Annotated in this window: 21 protein-coding genes and 2 pseudogenes; 19 read left to right on the top strand and 4 right to left on the bottom strand. The window is 65.1% G+C overall.

Features of this window, described 5'->3' with window-relative positions:
* Positions 1-30 precede the first annotated feature (30 nt).
* Complete coding sequence (locus tag Q0L89_RS06230; RefSeq protein WP_296763287.1) at positions 31-1,311, top strand: ABC transporter permease; 1,281 nt, start codon at positions 31-33, stop codon at positions 1,309-1,311.
* Positions 1,312-1,337: 26 nt separating this feature from the next.
* A pseudogene (locus tag Q0L89_RS06225) lies at positions 1,338-2,183 on the top strand (ABC transporter permease); the annotation flags it as partial.
* Positions 2,184-2,383: 200 nt separating this feature from the next.
* On the opposite strand, the gene Q0L89_RS06220 reads toward Q0L89_RS06225, so the two are convergent.
* Positions 2,384-3,250, bottom strand: coding sequence for a branched-chain amino acid aminotransferase (locus Q0L89_RS06220; RefSeq protein ID WP_296763286.1), 867 nt, complete (start codon positions 3,248-3,250; stop codon positions 2,384-2,386).
* Between the two features lie 165 nt (positions 3,251-3,415).
* On the opposite strand from Q0L89_RS06220, the gene Q0L89_RS06215 reads away from it, so the two are divergent.
* From Q0L89_RS06215 to dxs, 6 genes are all read left to right on the top strand, one after another.
* Positions 3,416-3,913 carry a MarR family transcriptional regulator gene (locus tag Q0L89_RS06215; protein ID WP_296763285.1) on the top strand — a complete coding sequence of 166 codons (498 nt, stop codon included), beginning with the start codon at positions 3,416-3,418 and terminating at the stop codon, positions 3,911-3,913.
* A complete protein-coding gene (locus Q0L89_RS06210; protein ID WP_296763284.1) occupies positions 3,910-4,626 on the top strand; it encodes a response regulator in 717 nt (238 codons plus the stop codon). The genes Q0L89_RS06215 and Q0L89_RS06210 overlap by 4 nt, the downstream gene beginning before the upstream one ends.
* Before the next feature lie 79 nt (positions 4,627-4,705).
* Positions 4,706-5,632 carry a histone deacetylase family protein gene (locus tag Q0L89_RS06205; RefSeq protein ID WP_296763283.1) on the top strand — a complete coding sequence of 309 codons (927 nt, stop codon included), beginning with the start codon at positions 4,706-4,708 and terminating at the stop codon, positions 5,630-5,632.
* A complete protein-coding gene (locus Q0L89_RS06200; protein WP_296763282.1) occupies positions 5,629-5,871 on the top strand; it encodes an exodeoxyribonuclease VII small subunit in 243 nt (80 codons plus the stop codon). Before Q0L89_RS06205 ends, Q0L89_RS06200 begins: the two co-directional genes overlap by 4 nt.
* Complete coding sequence (locus Q0L89_RS06195) at positions 5,872-6,738, top strand: polyprenyl synthetase family protein (RefSeq protein ID WP_296763281.1); 867 nt, start codon at positions 5,872-5,874, stop codon at positions 6,736-6,738.
* A gap of 21 nt (positions 6,739-6,759) precedes the next feature.
* Positions 6,760-8,709, top strand: a complete 1,950-nt coding sequence (dxs, locus tag Q0L89_RS06190; protein WP_296763280.1) for a 1-deoxy-D-xylulose-5-phosphate synthase — start codon at positions 6,760-6,762, stop codon at positions 8,707-8,709.
* 43 nt (positions 8,710-8,752) lie between these two features.
* Here the strand turns inward: dxs and Q0L89_RS06185 are convergent, their stop codons facing one another.
* Complete coding sequence (locus Q0L89_RS06185) at positions 8,753-9,598, bottom strand: SDR family oxidoreductase (protein ID WP_296763279.1); 846 nt, start codon at positions 9,596-9,598, stop codon at positions 8,753-8,755.
* 104 nt (positions 9,599-9,702) lie between these two features.
* Between Q0L89_RS06185 and paaA the strand changes: the two genes are divergently transcribed.
* The 5 genes from paaA (at position 9,703) to Q0L89_RS06160 (ending at position 13,431) form a co-directional block, all read left to right on the top strand.
* The gene (paaA, locus tag Q0L89_RS06180) at positions 9,703-10,686 is read left to right on the top strand and encodes a 1,2-phenylacetyl-CoA epoxidase subunit PaaA (protein ID WP_296763278.1); all 984 of its coding nucleotides are present in this window, start codon (positions 9,703-9,705) and stop codon (positions 10,684-10,686) included.
* Positions 10,687-10,841: 155 nt separating this feature from the next.
* Complete coding sequence (gene paaB / locus Q0L89_RS06175; protein ID WP_296763277.1) at positions 10,842-11,126, top strand: 1,2-phenylacetyl-CoA epoxidase subunit PaaB; 285 nt, start codon at positions 10,842-10,844, stop codon at positions 11,124-11,126.
* Positions 11,126-11,872, top strand: a complete 747-nt coding sequence (gene paaC / locus Q0L89_RS06170; protein ID WP_296763276.1) for a 1,2-phenylacetyl-CoA epoxidase subunit PaaC — start codon at positions 11,126-11,128, stop codon at positions 11,870-11,872. Before paaB ends, paaC begins: the two co-directional genes overlap by 1 nt.
* Positions 11,872-12,369 carry a 1,2-phenylacetyl-CoA epoxidase subunit PaaD gene (gene paaD, locus Q0L89_RS06165; protein WP_296763275.1) on the top strand — a complete coding sequence of 166 codons (498 nt, stop codon included), beginning with the start codon at positions 11,872-11,874 and terminating at the stop codon, positions 12,367-12,369. Before paaC ends, paaD begins: the two co-directional genes overlap by 1 nt.
* A gap of 12 nt (positions 12,370-12,381) precedes the next feature.
* Positions 12,382-13,431 (top strand): 2Fe-2S iron-sulfur cluster-binding protein, encoded by a 1,050-nt coding sequence (locus Q0L89_RS06160; protein ID WP_296763274.1) that lies wholly within the window; start codon positions 12,382-12,384, stop codon positions 13,429-13,431.
* 12 nt (positions 13,432-13,443) lie between these two features.
* Here Q0L89_RS06160 and Q0L89_RS06155 read toward each other — a convergent pair whose 3' ends face one another.
* Positions 13,444-13,890, bottom strand: a complete 447-nt coding sequence (locus Q0L89_RS06155; protein ID WP_296763273.1) for a VOC family protein — start codon at positions 13,888-13,890, stop codon at positions 13,444-13,446.
* A gap of 104 nt (positions 13,891-13,994) precedes the next feature.
* On the opposite strand from Q0L89_RS06155, the gene Q0L89_RS06150 reads away from it, so the two are divergent.
* The 6 genes and pseudogenes from Q0L89_RS06150 to Q0L89_RS06125 all read left to right on the top strand — a co-directional run bounded on the left by Q0L89_RS06150 (position 13,995) and on the right by Q0L89_RS06125 (position 19,155).
* Positions 13,995-15,479, top strand: a complete 1,485-nt coding sequence (locus Q0L89_RS06150; protein ID WP_296763272.1) for an AMP nucleosidase — start codon at positions 13,995-13,997, stop codon at positions 15,477-15,479.
* A 138-nt stretch (positions 15,480-15,617) separates the two neighbouring features.
* Entirely contained in the window at positions 15,618-15,905 is a 288-nt protein-coding gene (locus tag Q0L89_RS06145; protein ID WP_296763271.1) for an HU family DNA-binding protein, read from the top strand.
* An 82-nt stretch (positions 15,906-15,987) separates the two neighbouring features.
* Positions 15,988-16,914, top strand: a complete 927-nt coding sequence (locus Q0L89_RS06140) for a DMT family transporter (protein WP_296763350.1) — start codon at positions 15,988-15,990, stop codon at positions 16,912-16,914.
* A gap of 385 nt (positions 16,915-17,299) precedes the next feature.
* Entirely contained in the window at positions 17,300-17,545 is a 246-nt protein-coding gene (locus tag Q0L89_RS06135; RefSeq protein ID WP_296763270.1) for a hypothetical protein, read from the top strand.
* Positions 17,546-17,641: 96 nt separating this feature from the next.
* Positions 17,642-18,072 (top strand): annotated as a pseudogene (locus tag Q0L89_RS06130) (hypothetical protein); the annotation flags it as partial.
* A 336-nt stretch (positions 18,073-18,408) separates the two neighbouring features.
* A complete protein-coding gene (locus tag Q0L89_RS06125; RefSeq protein WP_296763269.1) occupies positions 18,409-19,155 on the top strand; it encodes a hypothetical protein in 747 nt (248 codons plus the stop codon).
* Positions 19,156-19,198: 43 nt separating this feature from the next.
* Here Q0L89_RS06125 and Q0L89_RS06120 read toward each other — a convergent pair whose 3' ends face one another.
* Entirely contained in the window at positions 19,199-19,420 is a 222-nt protein-coding gene (locus tag Q0L89_RS06120; protein ID WP_296763268.1) for a hypothetical protein, read from the bottom strand.
* Positions 19,421-19,849 lie beyond the last annotated feature (429 nt).

Raw genomic sequence — 19,849 nt, 5'->3', positions numbered from 1 at the left:
CGTGTTCCGAATGACCAACAGGGAAGAATGATGGCCGATACGCATTTTGACGAGAATGGATTGGTTCTGGCGGCCGACGGGACGCCGCTGAAGCAAAGCCTGGCGCGGGCGCTCAGGGCACAGAAAATTCGGGCGCTGTTGCTGATCGCGCCGCTGCTCTTGTTCGTCACGATCAGCTTTGTCCTGCCCATCGGTGAAATGTTGATGCGCTCGGTCCAGAACACGGCCGGCACCGAGTACATTCCCGACCTGATGCCCAACGTGGTCGAAGAGATACAGGACTGGGAACCCGCATCTGGCGAAATGCCCGCCGAACCCGTCTATCGCGCCCTGGCCCAGGACCTCGCGACCGCGTTTGAGAACCGCAACCACACGCAGCTTGGCCGCCGCTTCAACTACGAATCGGCTGGCATGTCGTCGATCTTCCGCAAGTCGGGACGCCGGGTGTCCAACTGGGATATCGAAACCGACGGTCCCTTCCGCGAAAAGTTCCTCGATATCGACGACGATTGGGGCAATATCGAGTACTGGGCCACGATCAAGGCGAACTCGGGCTACTACACGACCAGCTATTTCCTGGCGGCCTTCGACGCGCAGCGCACCAGCGAGGGTATCCAGATGAAGGATCCCGATCAGCGGATCTATTCCAAACTGATGGTCCGAACGCTGTGGTTGAGTTTCTTGATCACCTTCTGCACCTTCGCGCTGGGCTACCCGGTGGCGTGGCTGCTGGCGGACCTGCCGGCAAAGTCGGCCAACATGCTGCTGATCCTGGTGCTGCTGCCGTTCTGGACATCGCTGCTGGTGCGTACATCGGCGTGGAAAATCCTGTTGCAGCAACAAGGCGTGATCAACGATTTCTGGATCGCGCTCGGCTTTACCGAACGAATGTCGCTGATCAACAACCAGCTTGGCGTGGTCATCGCGATGACGCACATCCTGCTGCCGTTCATGATCCTGCCGCTCTACTCGGTGATGAAGACGATCCCGCCATCCTACCTGCGCGCGGCGAAATCGCTGGGGGCGACCAACACGGTGGCGTTCATGCGGGTCTATTTCCCGCAGACCACGCCGGGTATCGGCGCCGGGTCGCTGCTGGTTTTCATCCTGGCGGTCGGCTACTTCATCACGCCCGAACTGGTCGGCGGCGCCGATGGCACGTTCATTTCGAACCGGATCTACTACCAGTTCTCGAGTTCCGGCAACTGGGGGCTGGCGGCGGCGCTGGGCACCGTCATGCTCGTGGTGGTGCTGTTGCTCTACTACATCTACGACAAGCTTGTCGGCGTCGATAACGTGAAGCTGGGGTAAAAGACATGGCTACGAAACTTCCTTCATACGCGACGTTCGGCCAAAGGGTCTGGTTCTATACCTTCCGGGTGATCTGCGGGCTGGTGTTCTTCTACCTGATCTTCCCGATCCTGACGATCATCCCGCTGTCGTTCAACGCGGAGGATTTCTTTACCTTCACGCCGGAAATGCTACGGCTTGACCCGGACGGATACTCGCTCAAGCACTATCGCGATTTCTTCGGTGCCAACGGCGATTATTCCTGGATTCAGGCGTTCATGAACTCGGTCAAGATCGCGCCGCTGGCGACGCTCATAGCCGTGTCTCTGGGCACGCTGGCCGCGATCGGGCTGACGCAGCCGCACGTGCCGTTCAAGAAGGCGATCACCGCGCTGCTGATATCGCCGATGATCGTGCCGCTCATCATCACCTCGGCCGGTATGTTCTTTTTCTACGCCAATATCGGTCTTCAGGGCACGTTCATGGGCGTGGTCCTGGCACATGCGGCGCTGGGCATTCCCTTCGTCATCATCACGGTGACGGCGACCCTGTCGAGCTTCGACGAGTCGCTCACCCGCGCCGCCGCCAATATGGGGGCCGACCCGGTGACGACCTTCTTCAAGGTGCAGATGCCGCTGATCCTGCCGGGCGTTATCTCGGGCGGGTTGTTCGCCTTCATCACCTCGTTCGACGAGGTGATCGTGGTGCTTCTGGTCGGCTCGGCCGGTCAGAAAACCCTGCCATGGCAGATGTTCATCGGCCTGCGCGAGCAGATCAGCCCGACGATCCTGGCGGTGGCGACGATCCTGGTGACGATCTCGATCCTGCTGCTGACAACGATCGAACTGCTGCGCCGCCGCTCGGAGCGCATGCGCGGTATCACGCCGGGCTGACGTGGCTTGCCCGCGCTGGCACATGACCGGGGCGCCCTTTGCGGGGCGCCCCTTTTTGACGCAAGCGGCACCCCGACGATGACTGAGCGAGCGATGACAGAGCAAGGCCGCTCAGCCGGAGCCCCGACCGCGGGCGCGGCGCGCTTGTGCCGGTAGCGGCAAGGGGGCGGGGCCGCTTTGCGGGGCGTGTTGCGCGCGATTCAGGTGCGCACCAGGTCTTCGTAGCCGTGGGCGATGTCGCGGGTCAGCGCGCCGACATCGAACCGGTAGTCACCGATGTGGCCCACCGGCGTAACCTCGGCTGCGGTGCCGGTCAGCCAGCATTGCTCGAAGCTTTCCAGCTCGTCGGGCATGATGTGGCGTTCGTGCACGGTGACGTCGCGCTCGTGCAGCATTTGCAGGACCGTCTGCCGCGTCAGCCCGTTGAGGAACGAATCCGGCAGCGGCGTGTGAACCTCGCCATCGCGGACGAAAAAGATGTTGGCACCGGTCGCCTCGGCCACGTAGCCGCGGTAGTCCAGCATCATCGCGTCGCTGCACCCCTTGGCCTCGGCGGCATGCTTGGACATGGTGGCGATCATGTACAGGCCCGCCGCCTTTGACTGGCTTGGCGCGGTTTCCGGGCTGGGGCGTTTCCACTTGGCGATATCCAGCTTGGCGCCGTGGGTCTTGGCGTCGCCGTAGTAGTTGCCCCATTCCCAGCAAGCGACGGCGAGGTGGACAGGGTTGCGCGCGCTGGCCACGCCCATGTCATCGCCGGCGCCGCGCCAGGCCACGGCGCGGACATAGGCATTGCTCAGGCCGTTGGCGTCAAGCGCCGCCTGTTTGGCGGCCTCGATCTGTTCGACGCTCCACGGGATATGGAAGTCGATCATTTCACCCGACCGGATCAGACGTTCGGAATGATCGCGCGAGCGAAAGATGCGCCCGTTGTAGCAACGCTCGCCCTCGAACACCGACGAGGCGTAGTGCAGCGCGTGCGTCATTACATGCACGTTGGCGCCGCGCCAGTCGATGAGGTCACCGTCCATCCAGATTTTGCCGTCGCGGTCGTCGTAGCCAGCCATTGCCGTATCCTTGCCAACGTTTCCATTTGTTGCGCTTCTTACGTCCGCTTCGGACATAAAATTGCGTCAAAACTGCGATTCGCTACCAGTTGAGTCTTGGAAAGTCAATAAGGCTGACTTATGGTGCCTTTCAAAGATGCAATTCGAAAACAAGGAGGCACGCGGATGGCTGACGCCCCTGTCGGAGAGAACCTGCTGTTTCTCACGGATGAGCAGTTGCGTCAGAGCATCGAGGCGATCTTTTTCGCCTATCGTGGCTTCACGTCCGATCCCGACCGCATTCTCGCGACCATGGCCTACGGGCGCGCGCATCACCGGGCGATCCATTTCATCAACCGCGCGCCGGGGACGACGGTGACCAACCTTCTGGAACTGCTGGGCGTGACCAAGCAATCGCTGAACCGGGTGCTGCGCACCCTGATCGAGGATGGGCTTGTCGAAAGCCGGGTGGGCACCAGCGACAAGCGCGAACGCCACCTCTACCTGACCGAGGCCGGCAAGGCGCTGGAAGCGCGGCTGTCGGACGCGCAGCGCGCACGCATGCGCGCCGCATTCCGTGCCGCGGGACCCGAGGCTGTCGCCGGTTTCCGCCAGGTTCTCGAAGCAATGATGGACCCCGAGATGCGCCGCCGCTACAACGCCTTCAGGGAGGCCGGATCGTGACCGAGATAGACGCGCATATCCTTATCGTCGACGACGATGAACGCATCCGCGGCTTGTTGCAGAAATTCCTGATGCGCAATGGTTTCCTGGTCTCGACCGCGCGCGATGCCGCCCATGCCCGCCGGGTCTTGCAGGGACTCGATTTCGACCTCATCGTGCTGGACGTGATGATGCCGGGCGAGGATGGCGTGACGCTCACGCGCGAGTTGCGCAAGACAAGCCAGACGCCGGTGTTGCTGCTGACCGCCAAGGGCGAGACCGAGGATCGCATCGCCGGGCTGGAGGCGGGCGCCGACGACTACCTTGCCAAGCCGTTCGAACCCAAGGAGCTGTTGCTGCGGATTAACGCGATCCTGCGCCGACTGCCCGAGGCGGAACCGGCCGACCTGACACCCAAGGTGCTGCGCCTCGGCGATATCCGCTATGATATCGACCGCGGCGAGATGTGGCTCGGCAACGCGCCCGTCCGCCTGACCGCGACCGAAAGCCAGTTGATGCGGATATTTTCCGCCGCACCCGGCGAGCCGATCAGCCGCGCCCGCCTAGTCGAGGAACTGGGTCGCAGCGGTGCCGGCGCCGATGGCGGGCAGGCGCAGGACCGCGCTGTCGACGTGCAGATCACCCGCCTGCGCCGCAAGATCGAATCCGACCCGCGCCAGCCCCGCTACCTGCAGACGGTGCGCGGCGCCGGCTACATGCTGGCCCCCGACTGACACCCCCACCCGGCACCGATGGACAAGGCCGCGCCGGCGCCCTAGGGTCCGGCCCGACCGCCACCAATGGACCGACGCGATGACAACCGCCCTGCTGACCCATGCCGACTGCCTCGATCATCACACGCCGCGCCGCCACCCGGAACAGGTGGCGCGGCTGGAACACGTCCTCCACGCGCTGGAGCCGCTGGACCTCAAGCGCGTCACCGCGCCGCTGGCGGCCGAGGACGACGTGCTGCGCGTGCACCCCGCCAGCTACCTGGCCGAGTTGCGCGCCGCCCTGCCCGAAGAGGGCATCGCCAAGCTCGACGCGGACACGTTTATCTCGGCCGGCTCGCTGACGGCGGCCTATCGCGGCGCCGGGGCGGCGGTGCGCGCCGTCGACATGGTGCTGGCCGGCGAGGTGGACAACGCATTCGCCGCCTGCCGCCCGCCGGGGCATCACGCCGAACGCGCCACGCCGATGGGGTTCTGCCTGCTGGGAAACGCGGCGATAGCGGCGAAACACGCGCTCGACCATCACGGCCTGTCGCGCGTCGCGGTGGTCGATTTCGACGTTCACCACGGCAACGGGACGCAGGACCTGCTGTGGGACGAGGCCCGCGCGCTGTTCGTCTCGTCGCACCAGTCGCCGCTGTGGCCGGGCAGCGGTTCGCCCGACGAGCGCGGTGCTCATGGCAACGTGGTCAACCTGCCCTTGCCGCCGGACAGCGATGGCGCGCATATGCGTGCGGTCTACGAAACGCAGGTCTTTCCACGCCTGCGTGCGTTTGCGCCCGAACTTCTGATCGTCTCGGCGGGGTTCGACGCCCATGCCGACGATCCGCTGGCGCAACTCGAATGGAAAACGGCCGATTTCGACTGGCTTACCCGACAGCTTTGCGACCTGGCCGACGAGCTGTGCGGGGGGCGCGTTGTCTCGACTCTGGAGGGCGGTTATGATCTGTCGGCGCTGGCGGCCAGCGCGGCGGCCCATGTTCGGGTTTTGACGGAGGCAGGCGCATGAGCGACAAACCGGTCGGCGAAATGAGTTTCGAGGAGGCGATGGCGGCGCTGGAAAAGGTCGTTGGCGATCTTGAACGCGGCGACGTGCCTCTGGAGCAGTCGATCAAGCTTTACGAACGCGGTGCGGAACTCAAGAAACGCTGCGAGGAAAAGCTCAAGGAAGCCGAGGAAAAGGTCGCCGCGATCACCCTTGATGGCGACGGCACCCCCACGGGCAGCAAGCCGGTCGAAGGTCTCTAGGTGTTTCGCGCCCGTTTGAAAGAAGCCGCGGCACAGGTGCAGGACCACCTGCGCGAGGTGCTGGCGCCGCTTGATCCGCCGGTGGGCGCGGCCATGCAGCATGCCTGCGCGGGCGGCAAGCACATGCGCGCCTTCCTGGTGCTGGAAGGCGCGCGACTGCACGGCATCGGACCTGAGCGTGCGATATGGCCCGCCGCCGCGATCGAGGCGATGCATGCCTATAGCCTGGTGCACGACGATTTGCCCTGCATGGACGACGACGACATGCGCCGCGGCCGGCCCACCGTGCACCGCAAGTGGGACGAGGCCACCGCGGTGTTGACCGGGGATGCATTGCAGGCGTTGGCGTTCGAGTTGCTGGCCGACCCGCGCGGGTGCGCCGACGCGGGCGCGCGCGCCGACTTGGTGCTGGCGCTGGCGCGGGCCGCCGGGGTGCGCGGCATGGTCGGCGGGCAGGCGATGGACATCGCCGCCGAGGGCGCCGATGCGCCGCTGACGCTGGACCAGATTACCACGCTTCAGGCCGGCAAGACCGGTGCGCTGATCGAATGGGCCGCCTGTGCCGGGCCGAGCATGGCCGGCGACGAGCCGGGGGCGTTGCGGCGCTACGCGCGGGCGCTGGGGCTTGCCTTCCAGATCGCCGACGACATCATTGACGTAACCGGTGACGAGGCGCGCGCCGGCAAGCGGTTGAACAAGGATGCCGAGGCGGGCAAGGCGACTTTCGTGTCGCTGCTGGGTCTCGACGGGGCCCGCGCCCGCGCCGCCGAACTGGCCGACGAGGCCTGCGCCGCGCTTGACGGCTATGGTGGCCAGGCCGAAACCTTGCGGCAGGCCGCGCATTTCGTTATCGCGCGCGATAGCTAGGGCGCCACCGCGGGAGGGGGCATGACCGATCAACCGATGACACCGCTTCTGGACGAGGTGCACAGCCCCGCCGACCTGCATCGCTTCAGCGACGCGCAGTTGGAACAGTTGGCGCGCGAGCTGCGCACCGAAACCATCAGCGCCGTCTCGGCCACCGGCGGGCACCTTGGCGCAGGTCTGGGGGTGGTGGAACTGACCGTGGCTCTGCACGCGGTGTTCGACACCCCGCGCGACAAGCTGATCTGGGACGTGGGCCACCAAGCCTATCCGCACAAGATACTGACCGGGCGCCGCGACCGCATCCGCACCCTGCGGCAAAAGGGCGGGCTGTCGGGCTTCACCAAGCGCAGCGAATCCCCCTACGACCCGTTCGGCGCGGCGCATAGCTCTACCTCGATCAGCGCCGCGCTGGGTTTTGCAGCGGCGCGCGACCTGGGCGGCGCCACGCCCGAAGGCATGGGGGATGCCATCGCGGTGATCGGCGACGGGGCCATGTCGGCCGGCATGGCGTTCGAGGCGATGAACAACGCCGGCGCGCTGGGCAAGCGGCTGTTCGTGGTCCTCAACGACAACGAGATGTCCATCGCGCCGCCGGTGGGCGCGCTGTCATCGTATCTGTCGCGCCTTTACGCCGGCGAGCCGTTCCAGGAATTCCGCGCCGCCGCCAAGGGCGCGGTGGGCTTGCTGCCCGAGCCGTTCCGCGAAGGCGCCAAGCGCGCCAAGGACATGCTCAAGGGCTTGGCCGTGGGCGGCACCTTGTTCGAATCGCTGGGCTTTTCCTATATCGGCCCGATCGACGGGCATGACCTGGATCAGCTTCTGCCGGTGCTGCGCACGGTGCGGGCGCGCGCCACCGGGCCGGTTCTGCTGCATGTGCTGACGAAAAAGGGCAAGGGCTATGCCCCGGCCGAGGGCGCGCGTGACGGCGGCCACGCCACGGCGAAGTTCGACATCGCCACCGGCGAGCAGAAGAAGGCGCCCTCGAACGCGCCAAGCTACACCAGCGTGTTCGCGCGCGCGTTGCTGGCGCAGGCGGCCGACGACCCGCGCATCTGCGCGGTGACGGCGGCGATGCCCGATGGCACCGGGCTCAACCTCTTTGCCGAACGCTACCCCTCGCGCCTGTTCGACGTGGGCATTGCCGAGCAGCACGGCGTCACCTTCTCGGCCGGGTTGGCGGCGGGGGGTATGCGACCATTCTGCGCGATCTATTCCACATTCCTGCAACGCGGCTACGACCAGGTCGTTCACGATGTCGCCATCCAGCGGCTGCCGGTGCGCTTTGCCATCGACCGGGCCGGGCTGGTGGGCGCAGACGGGGCCACCCATGCCGGTGCGTTCGACGTGGCGTTCCTGTCCAACCTGCCCGGGTTCACGGTGATGGCGGCCGCCGACGAGGCCGAACTGGTGCACATGGTCGCCACCGCCGCCGCGCATGACGACGGGCCGATCGCCTTTCGCTATCCGCGCGGCGAGGGCGCCGGCGTCGAGATGCCCGAGCGCGGCGAGGTGCTGGAGATCGGCAAGGGCCGGCTGATCCGGCAGGGCAGCCGGGTTGCCATCCTGTCGCTCGGTACGCGACTGGGCCCGGTGATGGATGCGGTCGAATCGCTGTCCGCGCGGGGTATCTCGCCCACCGTGGCCGACGCGCGTTTCGCCAAGCCGCTGGACCGTGACCTGATCCTGGACCTGGCCGCGGGGCACGAGGCGGTGATTACTATCGAGGAAGGTGCAACCGGCGGCTTCGGTAGCCACGTCGCGCAGCTTTTGGCAAATGAAGGCGTGTTCGACGCAGGGCTGAAATTCCGCATGATGACACTGCCCGATACCTTCATCGACCAGGCCAGCCCCGAGGACATGTACGCCACTGCCGGCCTGTCGCCGGCCGATATCGAGGCGAAAGTGCTGGAGGTTTTGGGGGTGGCCCAGATCAGCGGCAAGCGCGCAGCGGTCGGGCCGCGCGAGTCGTAAACTGCGGCGGCTGACGCGCACGAACCATGCGGCTTGCCGGGACTCAACGCAGCAGCGCCCACAGCCCCTCGCGGTAGCCGGGGTAGATCAGATCAACGCCCAGATCGCGCTTGATGCGGTCGTTGCGCACGCGCTTTGATTCTGCGTAGAAGCTGCGCGCCATGGGTGACATATCTGCGCTGTCGAAGGGCACTTCGGGCGGCAGTGGCAGCCCCAGAAGCTCGGCCGCGTGGGCGATCACGTCCTGCGGCGGGGCCGGGTCGTCGTCGCAGACATTGTAGACCGCGCCGGGGTTCGGGTGGGTCATGGATGCCTCCAACACCTGGGCGATGTCTTCGACATGGATGCGGCTGAAAACCTGGCCGGGCTTGACGATGCGCCTCGCGGTGCCGGATTTCACCTTCTCGAACGGGCCACGGCCGGGCCCGTAAATGCCCGCCAGCCGAAAGATGTGCAACGGCAGTCCGGGGATGGCCTGCCATTGATTTTCCGCTGCAACGCGCGCCTTGCCGCGCGCGGTCGTGGGAGTTAGCGGCGTGGTCTCGTCCACCCATTCGCCACCGTGATCGCCGTAGACGCCGGTGGTGGACAGATACCCCGCCCATGTCAGCCGCGGCGCGGCGGCGGCGATGTCGTCCGCCATCTCGGCAAGAATCGGGTCGCCGTCGGCGCCCGGTGCGGCCGAGATCAGGATGTGGCTGGCGCGGTCCAGTGCCGCGCGCACTTTGCCGTCGGGCCAGTGGATCGGGTGGATGCCTTCGTCGTGCAAGGCATTGATCTTGCTGTCGTCCCGCGTGGTGCCGTAGATCGTCCAGCCCTGCGGCAACAGCCGTCGCGCCAGCGCCCGTGCCGAATATCCGTGGCCGAAGGACAGAAGTGTTTTTTCCATATCATCGTGATGAGTTAGGCTTGGAGAAAATTCAAGTGTTACAAAAAATACTTTGCGATTTGTCTTTCGTAACGTATAACATGTTAAGCGACAGGAGGTGACCCATGTATTCACAAGGTTTGATCGGGGCCGACGGCCAGACGAACGAAACGCCGGAGTTCCTGGAGACGTTCCAGAAGCGTATCGACGCCGAGGAAAAGGTCGAGCCGACCGACGCGATGCCCGAGGGCTATCGCCGCACGCTGGTGCGCCAGATCGGTCAGCACGCGCATTCCGAGATCGTCGGCATGCTGCCCGAGGGTAACTGGATCACCCGCGCGCCGTCGCTCAGGCGCAAGGCGGCGCTGCTGGCCAAGGTGCAGGACGAGGGCGGCCACGGGCTTTATCTTTACTCGGCGGCCGAGACGCTGGGCGTCAGCCGCGAGGAGATGACCGAGGAGTTGCACTCGGGCAAGGCCAAGTATTCCAGCATCTTCAACTATCCCACGCTGAGCTGGGCCGATATCGGCACCATCGGCTGGCTGGTGGACGGCGCCGCGATCATGAACCAGATTCCGCTTTGCCGCTGTTCCTTCGGGCCCTATGCGCGCGCCATGATCCGGGTCTGCAAGGAGGAATCCTTTCACCAGCGCCAGGGCTACGAGATCATCATGACGCTGGCTCAGGGCACGCCGGAGCAGAAGGAGATGGCGCAGGACAGCCTGAACCGCTGGTGGTGGCCGTCGCTGATGATGTTCGGCCCGCACGATGCCGACAGCGAACATTCCGACCAGTCGATGACGTGGAAGATCAAGCGGTTCACCAACGACCAACTGCGCCAGAAGTTCATCGACGCCACCGTGCCGCAGGCGGAATATCTGGGCCTGAAGGTGCCGGACCCGGACCTGAAGTGGAACGAGGAAAAGGGCGGCTACGACCACGGCGAAATCGATTGGGACGAATTCTGGCGCGTGGTCAAGGGCCACGGCCGCATGAACCGCGACCGGATCAAGGACCGCAGGGCGGCATGGGAGCGCGGCGCATGGGTTCGCGAGGCTGCCCTCGCCCACGCCGAGAAGCGCCGCGCGCGCAAGATCGCGGCGGAGTAGTGCGGGACGGCGGGGCGACGCTCGCGGGCGGTGCCCGCATCACCCCGCCCGCCATCCCGCAAGCGCGGGGTACTGTTGTCGGCGCCAATGCCTGAAATGGTGGCGCTTGAGAGCGGGCAAGATGAGTATTGTCAGAAAGATGAAGGGATGAGGCCATGACGCAATCGATGCCTCTTTGGGAAGTGTTCATACGACCGCGCAACGGGCTTGCGCACAAGCACGCGGGGTCGCTCCATGCCGCTGACGAGGTGATGGCATTGCAGGCCGCGCGCGATGTCTACACGCGCCGGGGCGAGGGCAATTCGGTGTGGGTGGTGCCCTCGGCTGCGATCACCGCCAGTGACCCGGACCAGGCCGGGGAGAACTTCGAGCCGACCGGCGACAAGATCTACCGTCACCCGACGTTCTACGAGATTCCCGAAGAAGTGGGGAACATGTGATGACTGTCTATCACGCGCTTCTGGAACTGGCCGACGATCATCTTGTGCTGGGCCACCGGTTGAGCGAATGGTGCGGCCACGCGCCGATGCTGGAAGAAGACCTTGCCATGCCCAACATGGCGCTCGATCTGATCGGCACGGCGCGCACGCTTTACGACCGCGCGGCCGCGCTGGAAGGCAAGGGCCGGTCCGAGGACGACATGGCGTACCTGCGCGACGAGCGCGCCTATCGCAACTGCCTGCTGGTCGAGCGCCCGAACGAGGATTTCGCCCACACCGTGTTGCGCCAGCTATATTTCGCGGCGTTCATGCACCCCTACTGGATAGCGGCGCAGGACAGCACCGACGGGGTGGTGCGCGGCGTGGCCGGCAAGGCGGTTAAGGAAATGGCCTATCACATCCGCCATGCCGGCGAATGGGTGATCCGGCTGGGCGACGGAACCGAGGAAAGCGCCGCGCGTATGCGCGACGCGGTCGAGGCGCTGAGCATCTATGTCGACGAGTTGTTCGACAGCTCGCCCGCCGCGCGGGAAGCCGAGGCCGCGGGCGTGTTGCCGGTGCGCGCCGATCTGCGCACCCAGTGGGACAAGACCATCGCCGACATCTTCGGCGAAGCGGCGCTGACCCTGCCCGAGGCACCTTATCCGCAGCGCGGTGGCCGCGAGGGGTTGCATGGCGAAGGGCTGGGGCACCTGCTGGCCGAGATGCAATCGGTCTATCGCGCGCATCCGGGGGCGCAGTGGTGATGTCCACCGCGCGTGGCGATAGCGACGAGGCCCGCGCGTGGGAAGCCGCGGCAGCCGTGCCCGACCCCGAAGTGCCCTGCGTCAACGTGGCCGAACTGGGCATACTGCGCTGGGTGCGGCTGGAGGACGGCGTGGCGGTGGCGGGTGTCACCCCCACCTATTCGGGCTGCCCGGCGACGCTGGCCATCGAGATGTCGATCGAGGCGGCACTGCGCGAGGCGGGTTTTGATGCACGCACCGAACGCATCCTGTCGCCGGCCTGGACCACCGACTGGATCAGCGACGCGGGCCGCGAAAAGCTGCGCGCCTACGGGATCGCGCCGCCCGAGCAGGCGGCCGGGTCGGTGCGGGCGCTGTTCGGCGAGGTCAGCGTGACCTGCCCGAAATGCGGCAGCACCGATTCCGAGCGGCTCAGTGAATTCGGCTCGACCCCGTGCAAGGCGCACTACCGCTGTCGCGCCTGCGCCGAGCCGTTCGACTACTTCAAGTGCATCTGAAAGGAACCGGCGATGTTTCATGAACTGACAATCCGCGACGTGCGGCCCGAGACGGCAGGGGCGGTGGCGATCACCTTCGACGTGCCCGACGCGGCGGCGGCGGATTTCGCATGGCAGCCCGGCCAGTACCTGACCCTGCGCGATACCGTCGACGGGCAGGACGTGCGCCGCTCCTATTCCATCGCGTCCCTGCCCGGCAAGCCGCTGACGGTGGGCGTCAAGCGGCTGGAGGGGGGCGTGTTCTCGCCCCATTGTCAGGGGCTCAAGCCCGGCGACAGCTTGCAGGTCATGCCGCCCGAGGGGCGGTTCACCCCGCGCGGCGAAGACCGCCTGGTGCTGATCGCGTCCGGGTCGGGCATCACGCCGATGGTGTCGATCGCCGCCGATGCGCTGGCGCGCGGGGCCGAGGTGACGCTGATCTACGGCAACCGCAGCCACGACACGATCATGTTCCGCGACACCCTCGAAGGGCTCAAGGACCGCTATCTCGACCGCTTCACGCTGATCCACATCCTGTCGCGCGAGACGCAGGATGTCGCGTTGCTCAATGGCCGGATCACCGGCGACAAGATCGCCGCCCTGGGCCGTGCCGGTGCGGTCGATCTGGACGGCGCCGAGGGTATCTATTTGTGCGGCCCCGGCGACATGATCGACGATGTTGCCGCCACGCTGGAGGGGCAGGGCATCGCGCGCGAGCGGTTGCATACCGAACGCTTCTTTCAGGACGGTGAGGCGCCGCGCAAGCCGCGCTCGGCCGAGGCCGAAGCCGCTGCCGAGGCCGGTGTCAGCGTCGAGGTCGTTCTTGACGGTAGCCGCCGCAGCTTCAGCGTGCAGGCCGAAGACGAGTCGGTGCTGGAAGCGGCCGAGCGGCAGGGGCTGGAACTGCCCTATAGCTGCCGTGGCGGCATGTGCTGCACCTGTCGCTGCAAGGTGACAGAGGGCAGCGCCGAGATGGCAGTGAACTATTCGCTGGAGCCATGGGAGCTGGAGGCCGGGTTTACCCTGGCGTGCCAGTCGCGCCCGACCAGCGAGCGGCTGGTGCTGGATTTCGACGCCGCCTGATCGGCGCGCCCGCTATTGCAGCGCCGCGCGTTCAGCCGCATCGAGCGGCCGGGCCGGTGTCCAGGCATAGCCTTCGGGGCACAGGATGCAGGCCTCGCGCAGGCCGTGGGGTTTGTCTTGTGGCGGGTGCAGGACGGTGCCGCCCGCGCTTTCGGCCTGCGCCGCGGCGCGGTCGGGGTCGGCATTGAACAGGTAGATCGCCGCCCCCGCGCCACGCGGCGGGTTGTCGGGCACCAGGCCCAGAAGGGGATGGGTGCCGTAGGTATGATCGGCATGCAGTTGCAGCAGGTCGCCGCCATGGGTCATGATCGCGAAGTCGGCGCTGAGGCGATGCGGTGCCATGCCCAACACCGTTTGCAGGAACGCCGCCTGCGCACGCACGTCGCGCACCAGCAGGTTCAGCCCGATACCGCGCAGCGCGGCGCTGAAGTCGGGTGCTGGCACGGTTTCGTAATCCATCGGCTGGCTCCTTGTCGGGCGGGCGCAATGCGGCGTTCAGGTTGATCCGCCCCTGGCAAGCTGTCAACCTGCGGGCTTGGTGCGATACGAAGGATGCCCGCCGCATGCCCGGAGACAGCGAATTCCTGACGGTCCATATGCCCGATCTGCCGGGGGCGGAGGCGTTTGACGATGCGGCGGCCGCGGTTGCGCGGATCGAGGAGATCTATACCACCGCGACCGGCTATCTTTCCGAGAGGTTCCACGAGGCGATGCGCGGCGGCCATCCCGGCTGCCGATTCCGGGCCTGCTATCCCGAGCTGCGCGTCACCACCAGCAGCTTTGCCGAGGTCGACAGCCGCCTGAGCTATGGTCACGTCACCGGGCCGGGCACCCATGCCGCGACGATCACCCGGCCGGACCTGTTCCGCCGCTATCTCGAACAGCAGATCGGCCTGCTGATCCGCAATCACGGTGTGCCGGTAACGGTGGCGGTGTCCGACACCCCGATCCCGGTGCATTTTGCCGTGACCGCGTCCGAGGCGGCGGTCATGCCGCAGGACGGTGGCGGCGGGTTCATCCTGCGCGATGTCTTCGATGTGCCCGACATCGCCAGCACCAACGACGACATCGTCAACGGCACCTACACCCCGCCGCCGGGCGGCCCCGCGCCGTTGGCGCCGTTCACGGCACAGCGGGTCGATTACTCGCTGGCTCGGCTGGCGCATTACACCGCCACCGATCCCACGCATTTCCAGAACCATGTGCTGTTCACCAACTACCAGTTCTACGTCACCGAGTTCGAAGCTCACGCGCGGCGCATGCTGGCCGATCCCGAGAGCGGCTACACCAGTTTCGTCAGCCTTGGGAACGCCGAGATCACCACCGCCGACGCGCCGCTTTCGGCGCCGTTGTCGATGCCGCAGATGCCGGCATATCACCTCAAGCGCGCGGACGGGTCGGGCATCACGCTGGTCAATATCGGCATCGGGCCGTCGAACGCCAAGACGGCCACCGATCACATCGCGGTGCTGCGCCCCCATGCCTGGATCATGGTCGGCCACTGCGCGGGGCTGCGCAACTCGCAGGCGCTGGGCGACTTCGTGCTGGCACATGCCTACCTGCGCGAGGACAAGGTGCTGGATGACGACCTGCCGGTCTGGGTGCCGATCCCGCCACTGGCCGAGATCCAGATCGCTTTGCAGGAGGCCGTCGCCGAGGTGACCGAACTGGAGGGCTACGAGCTGAAGCGGGTGATGCGCACGGGCACCGTGGCCAGCGTCGATAACCGGAACTGGGAGTTGCGCGACCAGACCGGCCCGGTGCAGCGCCTGAGCCAGTCGCGCGCCATCGCGCTGGACATGGAAAGCGCCACCATCGCCGCCAACGGATTCCGCTTTCGCGTGCCCTATGGCACGCTCCTGTGTGTCAGCGACAAGCCCCTGCACGGCGAGTTGAAGCTCCCCGGCATGGCGAGCGAGTTCTACCGCCGCCAGGTCGGCCGGCATCTGATGATCGGTATACGCGCGATCGAGCGTCTGCGGCGCATGCCGCTGGAGCGCATCCATAGCCGCAAGTTGCGCAGTTTCGAGGAAACCGCCTTTCTCTGAGCGGCAGAACCGGAACATTTTTCCAACAAATTCCGAAATCCTCCTTGTTTCGCGCCACTATTCGTTGTGTTCATGTGTTCGTTACCGTTAAATGCGGCGCATGAGGCCCAATTATCGGGCGAGTGAAGGAGACCATGAATGGCAAAGCCGATGACCAAAACCCAACTTGTCGCCGCTCTGGCAGAGGAAATGGGCACCGACAAGAAATCCGCCAACGGCGCGCTTGAGGCGATTACCACCCTGATCACCCGCGAGGTGTCGAATGGCGGCGCCGTGACCTTGCCCGGCGTTGGCAAGATCTACTGCCGCGAGCGCCCCGAGCGCATGGTTCGCAACCCGGCCACCGGCGAGCAGATCAAAAAGGACGCCGACAGGGTGGTCAAGATGACCATCGCCAAGGCGCTCAAGGACAGCGTCAACGGCTGATCTTGCAGCCGCTGCGAATTTGCTGAAGGGTCGCCACTTGTTGGCGGCCCTTTTTCATTTCCGGGCCCGAATGGAGGCGACATTGGATATTCGCGCGATAATGATGGGGCTGGCTTTTGCGGTGATGTGGTCGAGCGCGTTCACCTCGGCGCGCATCATCGTCGCTGCTGCGCCGCCGCTGTCGTCGCTGGCGCTGCGGTTCCTGATCTCGGGGCTGATCGGGGTGTTGATCGCGCGCGCGATGGGCCAGACATGGCGCCTGACGCGCGGCCAGTGGCGCGCGACGATCGTTTTCGGGATTTGCCAGAACGCGTTGTACCTGGGCCTGAACTTCGTGGCGATGCAGACCATCCAGGCGTCGCTGGCCGCGATCATTGCCTCGACCATGCCGCTGCTCGTGGCGCTGGCCGGGTGGCTGGCGTTTGGCGACAGGCTGCGCCCGCTGGGCCTCGTCGGGCTGCTGGCCGGTGTGGCGGGCGTGGTGCTGATCATGGGCGCGCGGCTGCAAGGCGGGGTCGATCTGTTCGGGCTGGGCCTGTGCGTGGCGGGCGTCCTGGCGCTGACGCTGGCGACGATGGCGGTGCGCGGCGCAACCTCGGGCGGCAATTTCCTCATGGTCGTGGGATTGCAGATGCTGATCGGCAGCGTGGCGCTGGCCGGCGTTGCCGCGGCCACCGAGACCCTTGTCATCGACTGGAGCTGGACCCTGATCGCCGCCTTCGCCTACACCACTCTGGTGCCCGGGCTGGGGGCGACGCTGGTGTGGTTCATGCTGGTCAACCGCATCGGCGCGGTCCGCGCGGCGACCTTCCATTTCCTCAACCCGTTCCTTGGCGTCGCGATCGCGGCGCTGGTGCTGGGCGAGGCGCTGCGCCCCCTCGACGTGATCGGTGTTGCGGTGATCGCGGCCGGCATCCTGGCGGTGCAGGTGTCGCGCCAACGCCAACAGCAGGCCATGGCTGCGAGGATTTCCCGCGACCGTCAGGGTTCGCCGAATGACGCGCGGTAGGTAAAAATCGGGCCGGACGAGTCGACCGACAACGAGATCGCCTGGGTGGAGTTCCGGCGGATGATCGGCAATGGCCGCGACCTTCGCCCGCGCCTGGTCTATGGCGTTGAAAGACGGTTGCTGGCGACGTGATGATGGTGCGCACGTCCATACAAGGGGGCGTGCGCCCCCTTTTCATACAGGTTGGAGGATGCGCGCGCCGCGAGTCGCATGTGCGTCCGCCAGTTCGGATGTGAGCGACTGCGCAACCATCGGGGCGCGCGTGCCAGACGCACAAAGGCTGCTTTTGGGAGTCGGTGACTGCCGGGTTGACCCTCACGACGTCCATCGTCAGCTTGGACTCACAAGATACATATGGCGAACCAGCCGACGGGGAGGATGAGGGATGAATAGCGCAGTCGATATCTTCGTGGCGGTGATCACGATGGCCTGGGTCGTGCCCGAAGGGCATCCGGGTCACGAGTATCTGGCCATGCCGGAAGAAACTGTCGTTACAATGGAAATCATGGCTTTCCAAGACGCGACGAGTTGCAAGGACTTCGTCTCCGAAGTTGCAAAGGGCGACGCGGGTAGGATGCTGCCTGTAAAGGAGGCACGCGTCATGGAAGCGGAATGTCGTCCAAATCGGTAAAGGTCACGTCCGTCGTATTGTCATGATCGAAAAATGACACCATCACCTCCCCGCTACCGCGACCAACTGGTCCGGTTATAATGCCGCGCTGCGCAAGCGGGGCTGGACCGGCCCGTGCCTGACTTTTCCATTTTGTGCCGCAGGCAGAAGACCTTGACCGTCCTCCCCTATCGCCGTGCCGACGGGCCCTACGATACGCGCCGCTGCCACACCGCCATCATCGAACGTGGCGCCGTCCCGATCATCCTGATCCGCAAGAACGGGCGCCCGTGGAAGCAAGACAATCCGGCGGCACGCGTCCGAAGCGAAACCCTGCGGGCGACCCGGCACCATGGCAGGGCGTTCCGGAAGCGGCGGGCAGGGTGCCACGCTCGCAGCCGGATCGCGGCAAAGATGCGCGGCCTCAAAGCCGTTGGCGAGCGTATCGCGCGCCAAGAGATTCCGACCGCCAGACCACCGAAATCCACATTCGCATCGTGCTCATGAACCGCGTCAACGCCCTCGGCGAGGTCGTTCGCGTGGTATGACGTCAGTGGGCCAAGGGGACGTCACGCCCCAGGCTTGAGTTCTGCAGCAATGCCGTGCGCCACGGGTGTTGCCTTGAAACTTGAGCCGAAAGACGGCCAAGAAAATCGTCCAATTCCTCGATGAATAAAACTTCGATCGTGCTGCGAGAATTCGCGCGCGGCTAGCCGTTTGGCTAGCCCATCAGGCCCAATGGAATCAAGCCAGCGGCGTTCGTACCTTCATATCATGGTTGAGGCGGCCATCCGAGGAGCCATCAACGGCGCCTTTCGAACATCATGTGCCGGGTGGCGCTTTCCCAAGACACCTAATCGAGAACCCAGATCGGAATTTCAAAAATGCAGATGCCTTTCCTTTCCAAGAGTACTGCACTGTCAGAGGGTGATCCGCAAGCCATGGCCAATCTGGACAAGGTGGCACATGGACAGCTCGGTATCGCATTGGCCGGGATTTTTCTGGGTTACCCCGTCGCGATCATCACGGTTGTTTTGCTTCTCATCGCAGGGCGCCCGCTGCCCGAGACATTGCTGATTGCCTTCAGTTTGCAGATCCTGGCATTCGGCGTCGTTCCCATAGTGGACCTATTTCGAGCAAGAAATCCTGATCTTCCCCCGCCCAGCGACTCGGATGCCGGTTTTACGCCGCCCGAAACACCGGATATCTGGCGATTTTACCCGAGCCATGGCGAGGCCGGAGCCTCTCTCCGGATCGCCCTGATCTCCCCTGACCTTGGACAGACCCGCGATATCGCGATCAGTCTCGCCGAACTTGGCCGGGAAGTTCACCATTCGACGGACCGCGATGCGATGCTTGCGAGCGTGCAAACCAGCCCGGAAGACTGGGGACTGGTGATTTACGACTTCGACTCGGCGCCCGACCTCGAAACCGGCGTAGACGATTTGATGGACTTCCGTGAGGGATGCCCCGCGCTACCGGTTCTGCTCCTCTCCGGCTCAGCCCAGCGCAATGATCTTTCGTCCCATCGTCGATCAATCGGGGATGCGACCTTGCGCAAACCGGTGTCGCCCAAGCATTTGAGCGAAGGCCTTGAAGCCGCGACGCTCAATTTTGCTGCGGGACACTGAGGTGCTGACGCATCAATCCGGGCGGCGGCAGCCATGTGATTAGCTAATGGCCGTTCCTTGCGTCTTGTTCGCGCTTCGCGAGACCGAAGGGCGTGTTCACCCTGGCGACGTCCCGACAGCGATTACCAAGCGTATCAAGCGCGAGCACCGCCAGCAATTTCAGCGCAAATACGCGACCTCCCCATCCATCCTTCTTGGTGCTGGTGGCCACCACACTGGATGTGCCCGAGGCGAGATTGCCGAGGGTGCGCTCGGGACGTTTCACCGGTCAAACACGGCGGTCCAAGCACCCGCCCGGAGCCTGCCAACCGCGGGCGTTATTGATCTGACATTAGCCAAATTCCCGAAGCGTCGCGCTGACTGCGCAGCGCGGATCATAGGATAAGCGGATGAAACATACGCTTCCCGAAGCTGACAATACGATCCAGGATGATTTTACAACAGACAAGATCACAGGTGGGCCTGGAAATGATCACCTCATCCATCATCGGGACCCCAGCGTTGAGGGGCACGCCAGTGTCGGATTAGTTGGCTTCGCCGGGGACGACATACTCGTAAGCGCGATCTGGGGCCCACCTTCTTCTGATCGAGGATTTCTGGGAATCCGTCCCTGTTTTGGAATAGGGAAGGAGTTTCTCCGTGGAGGATACGCTGGAGTTTTTCCGGTCGGGCGGAGCGGATAGCTCCGCTGCGG

Source organism: Sediminimonas sp. (assembly GCF_024637375.1).
Classification (GTDB): Bacteria; Pseudomonadota; Alphaproteobacteria; order Rhodobacterales; family Rhodobacteraceae; genus Sediminimonas.
This window is presented reverse-complemented; position numbering and strand designations above follow the sequence as displayed.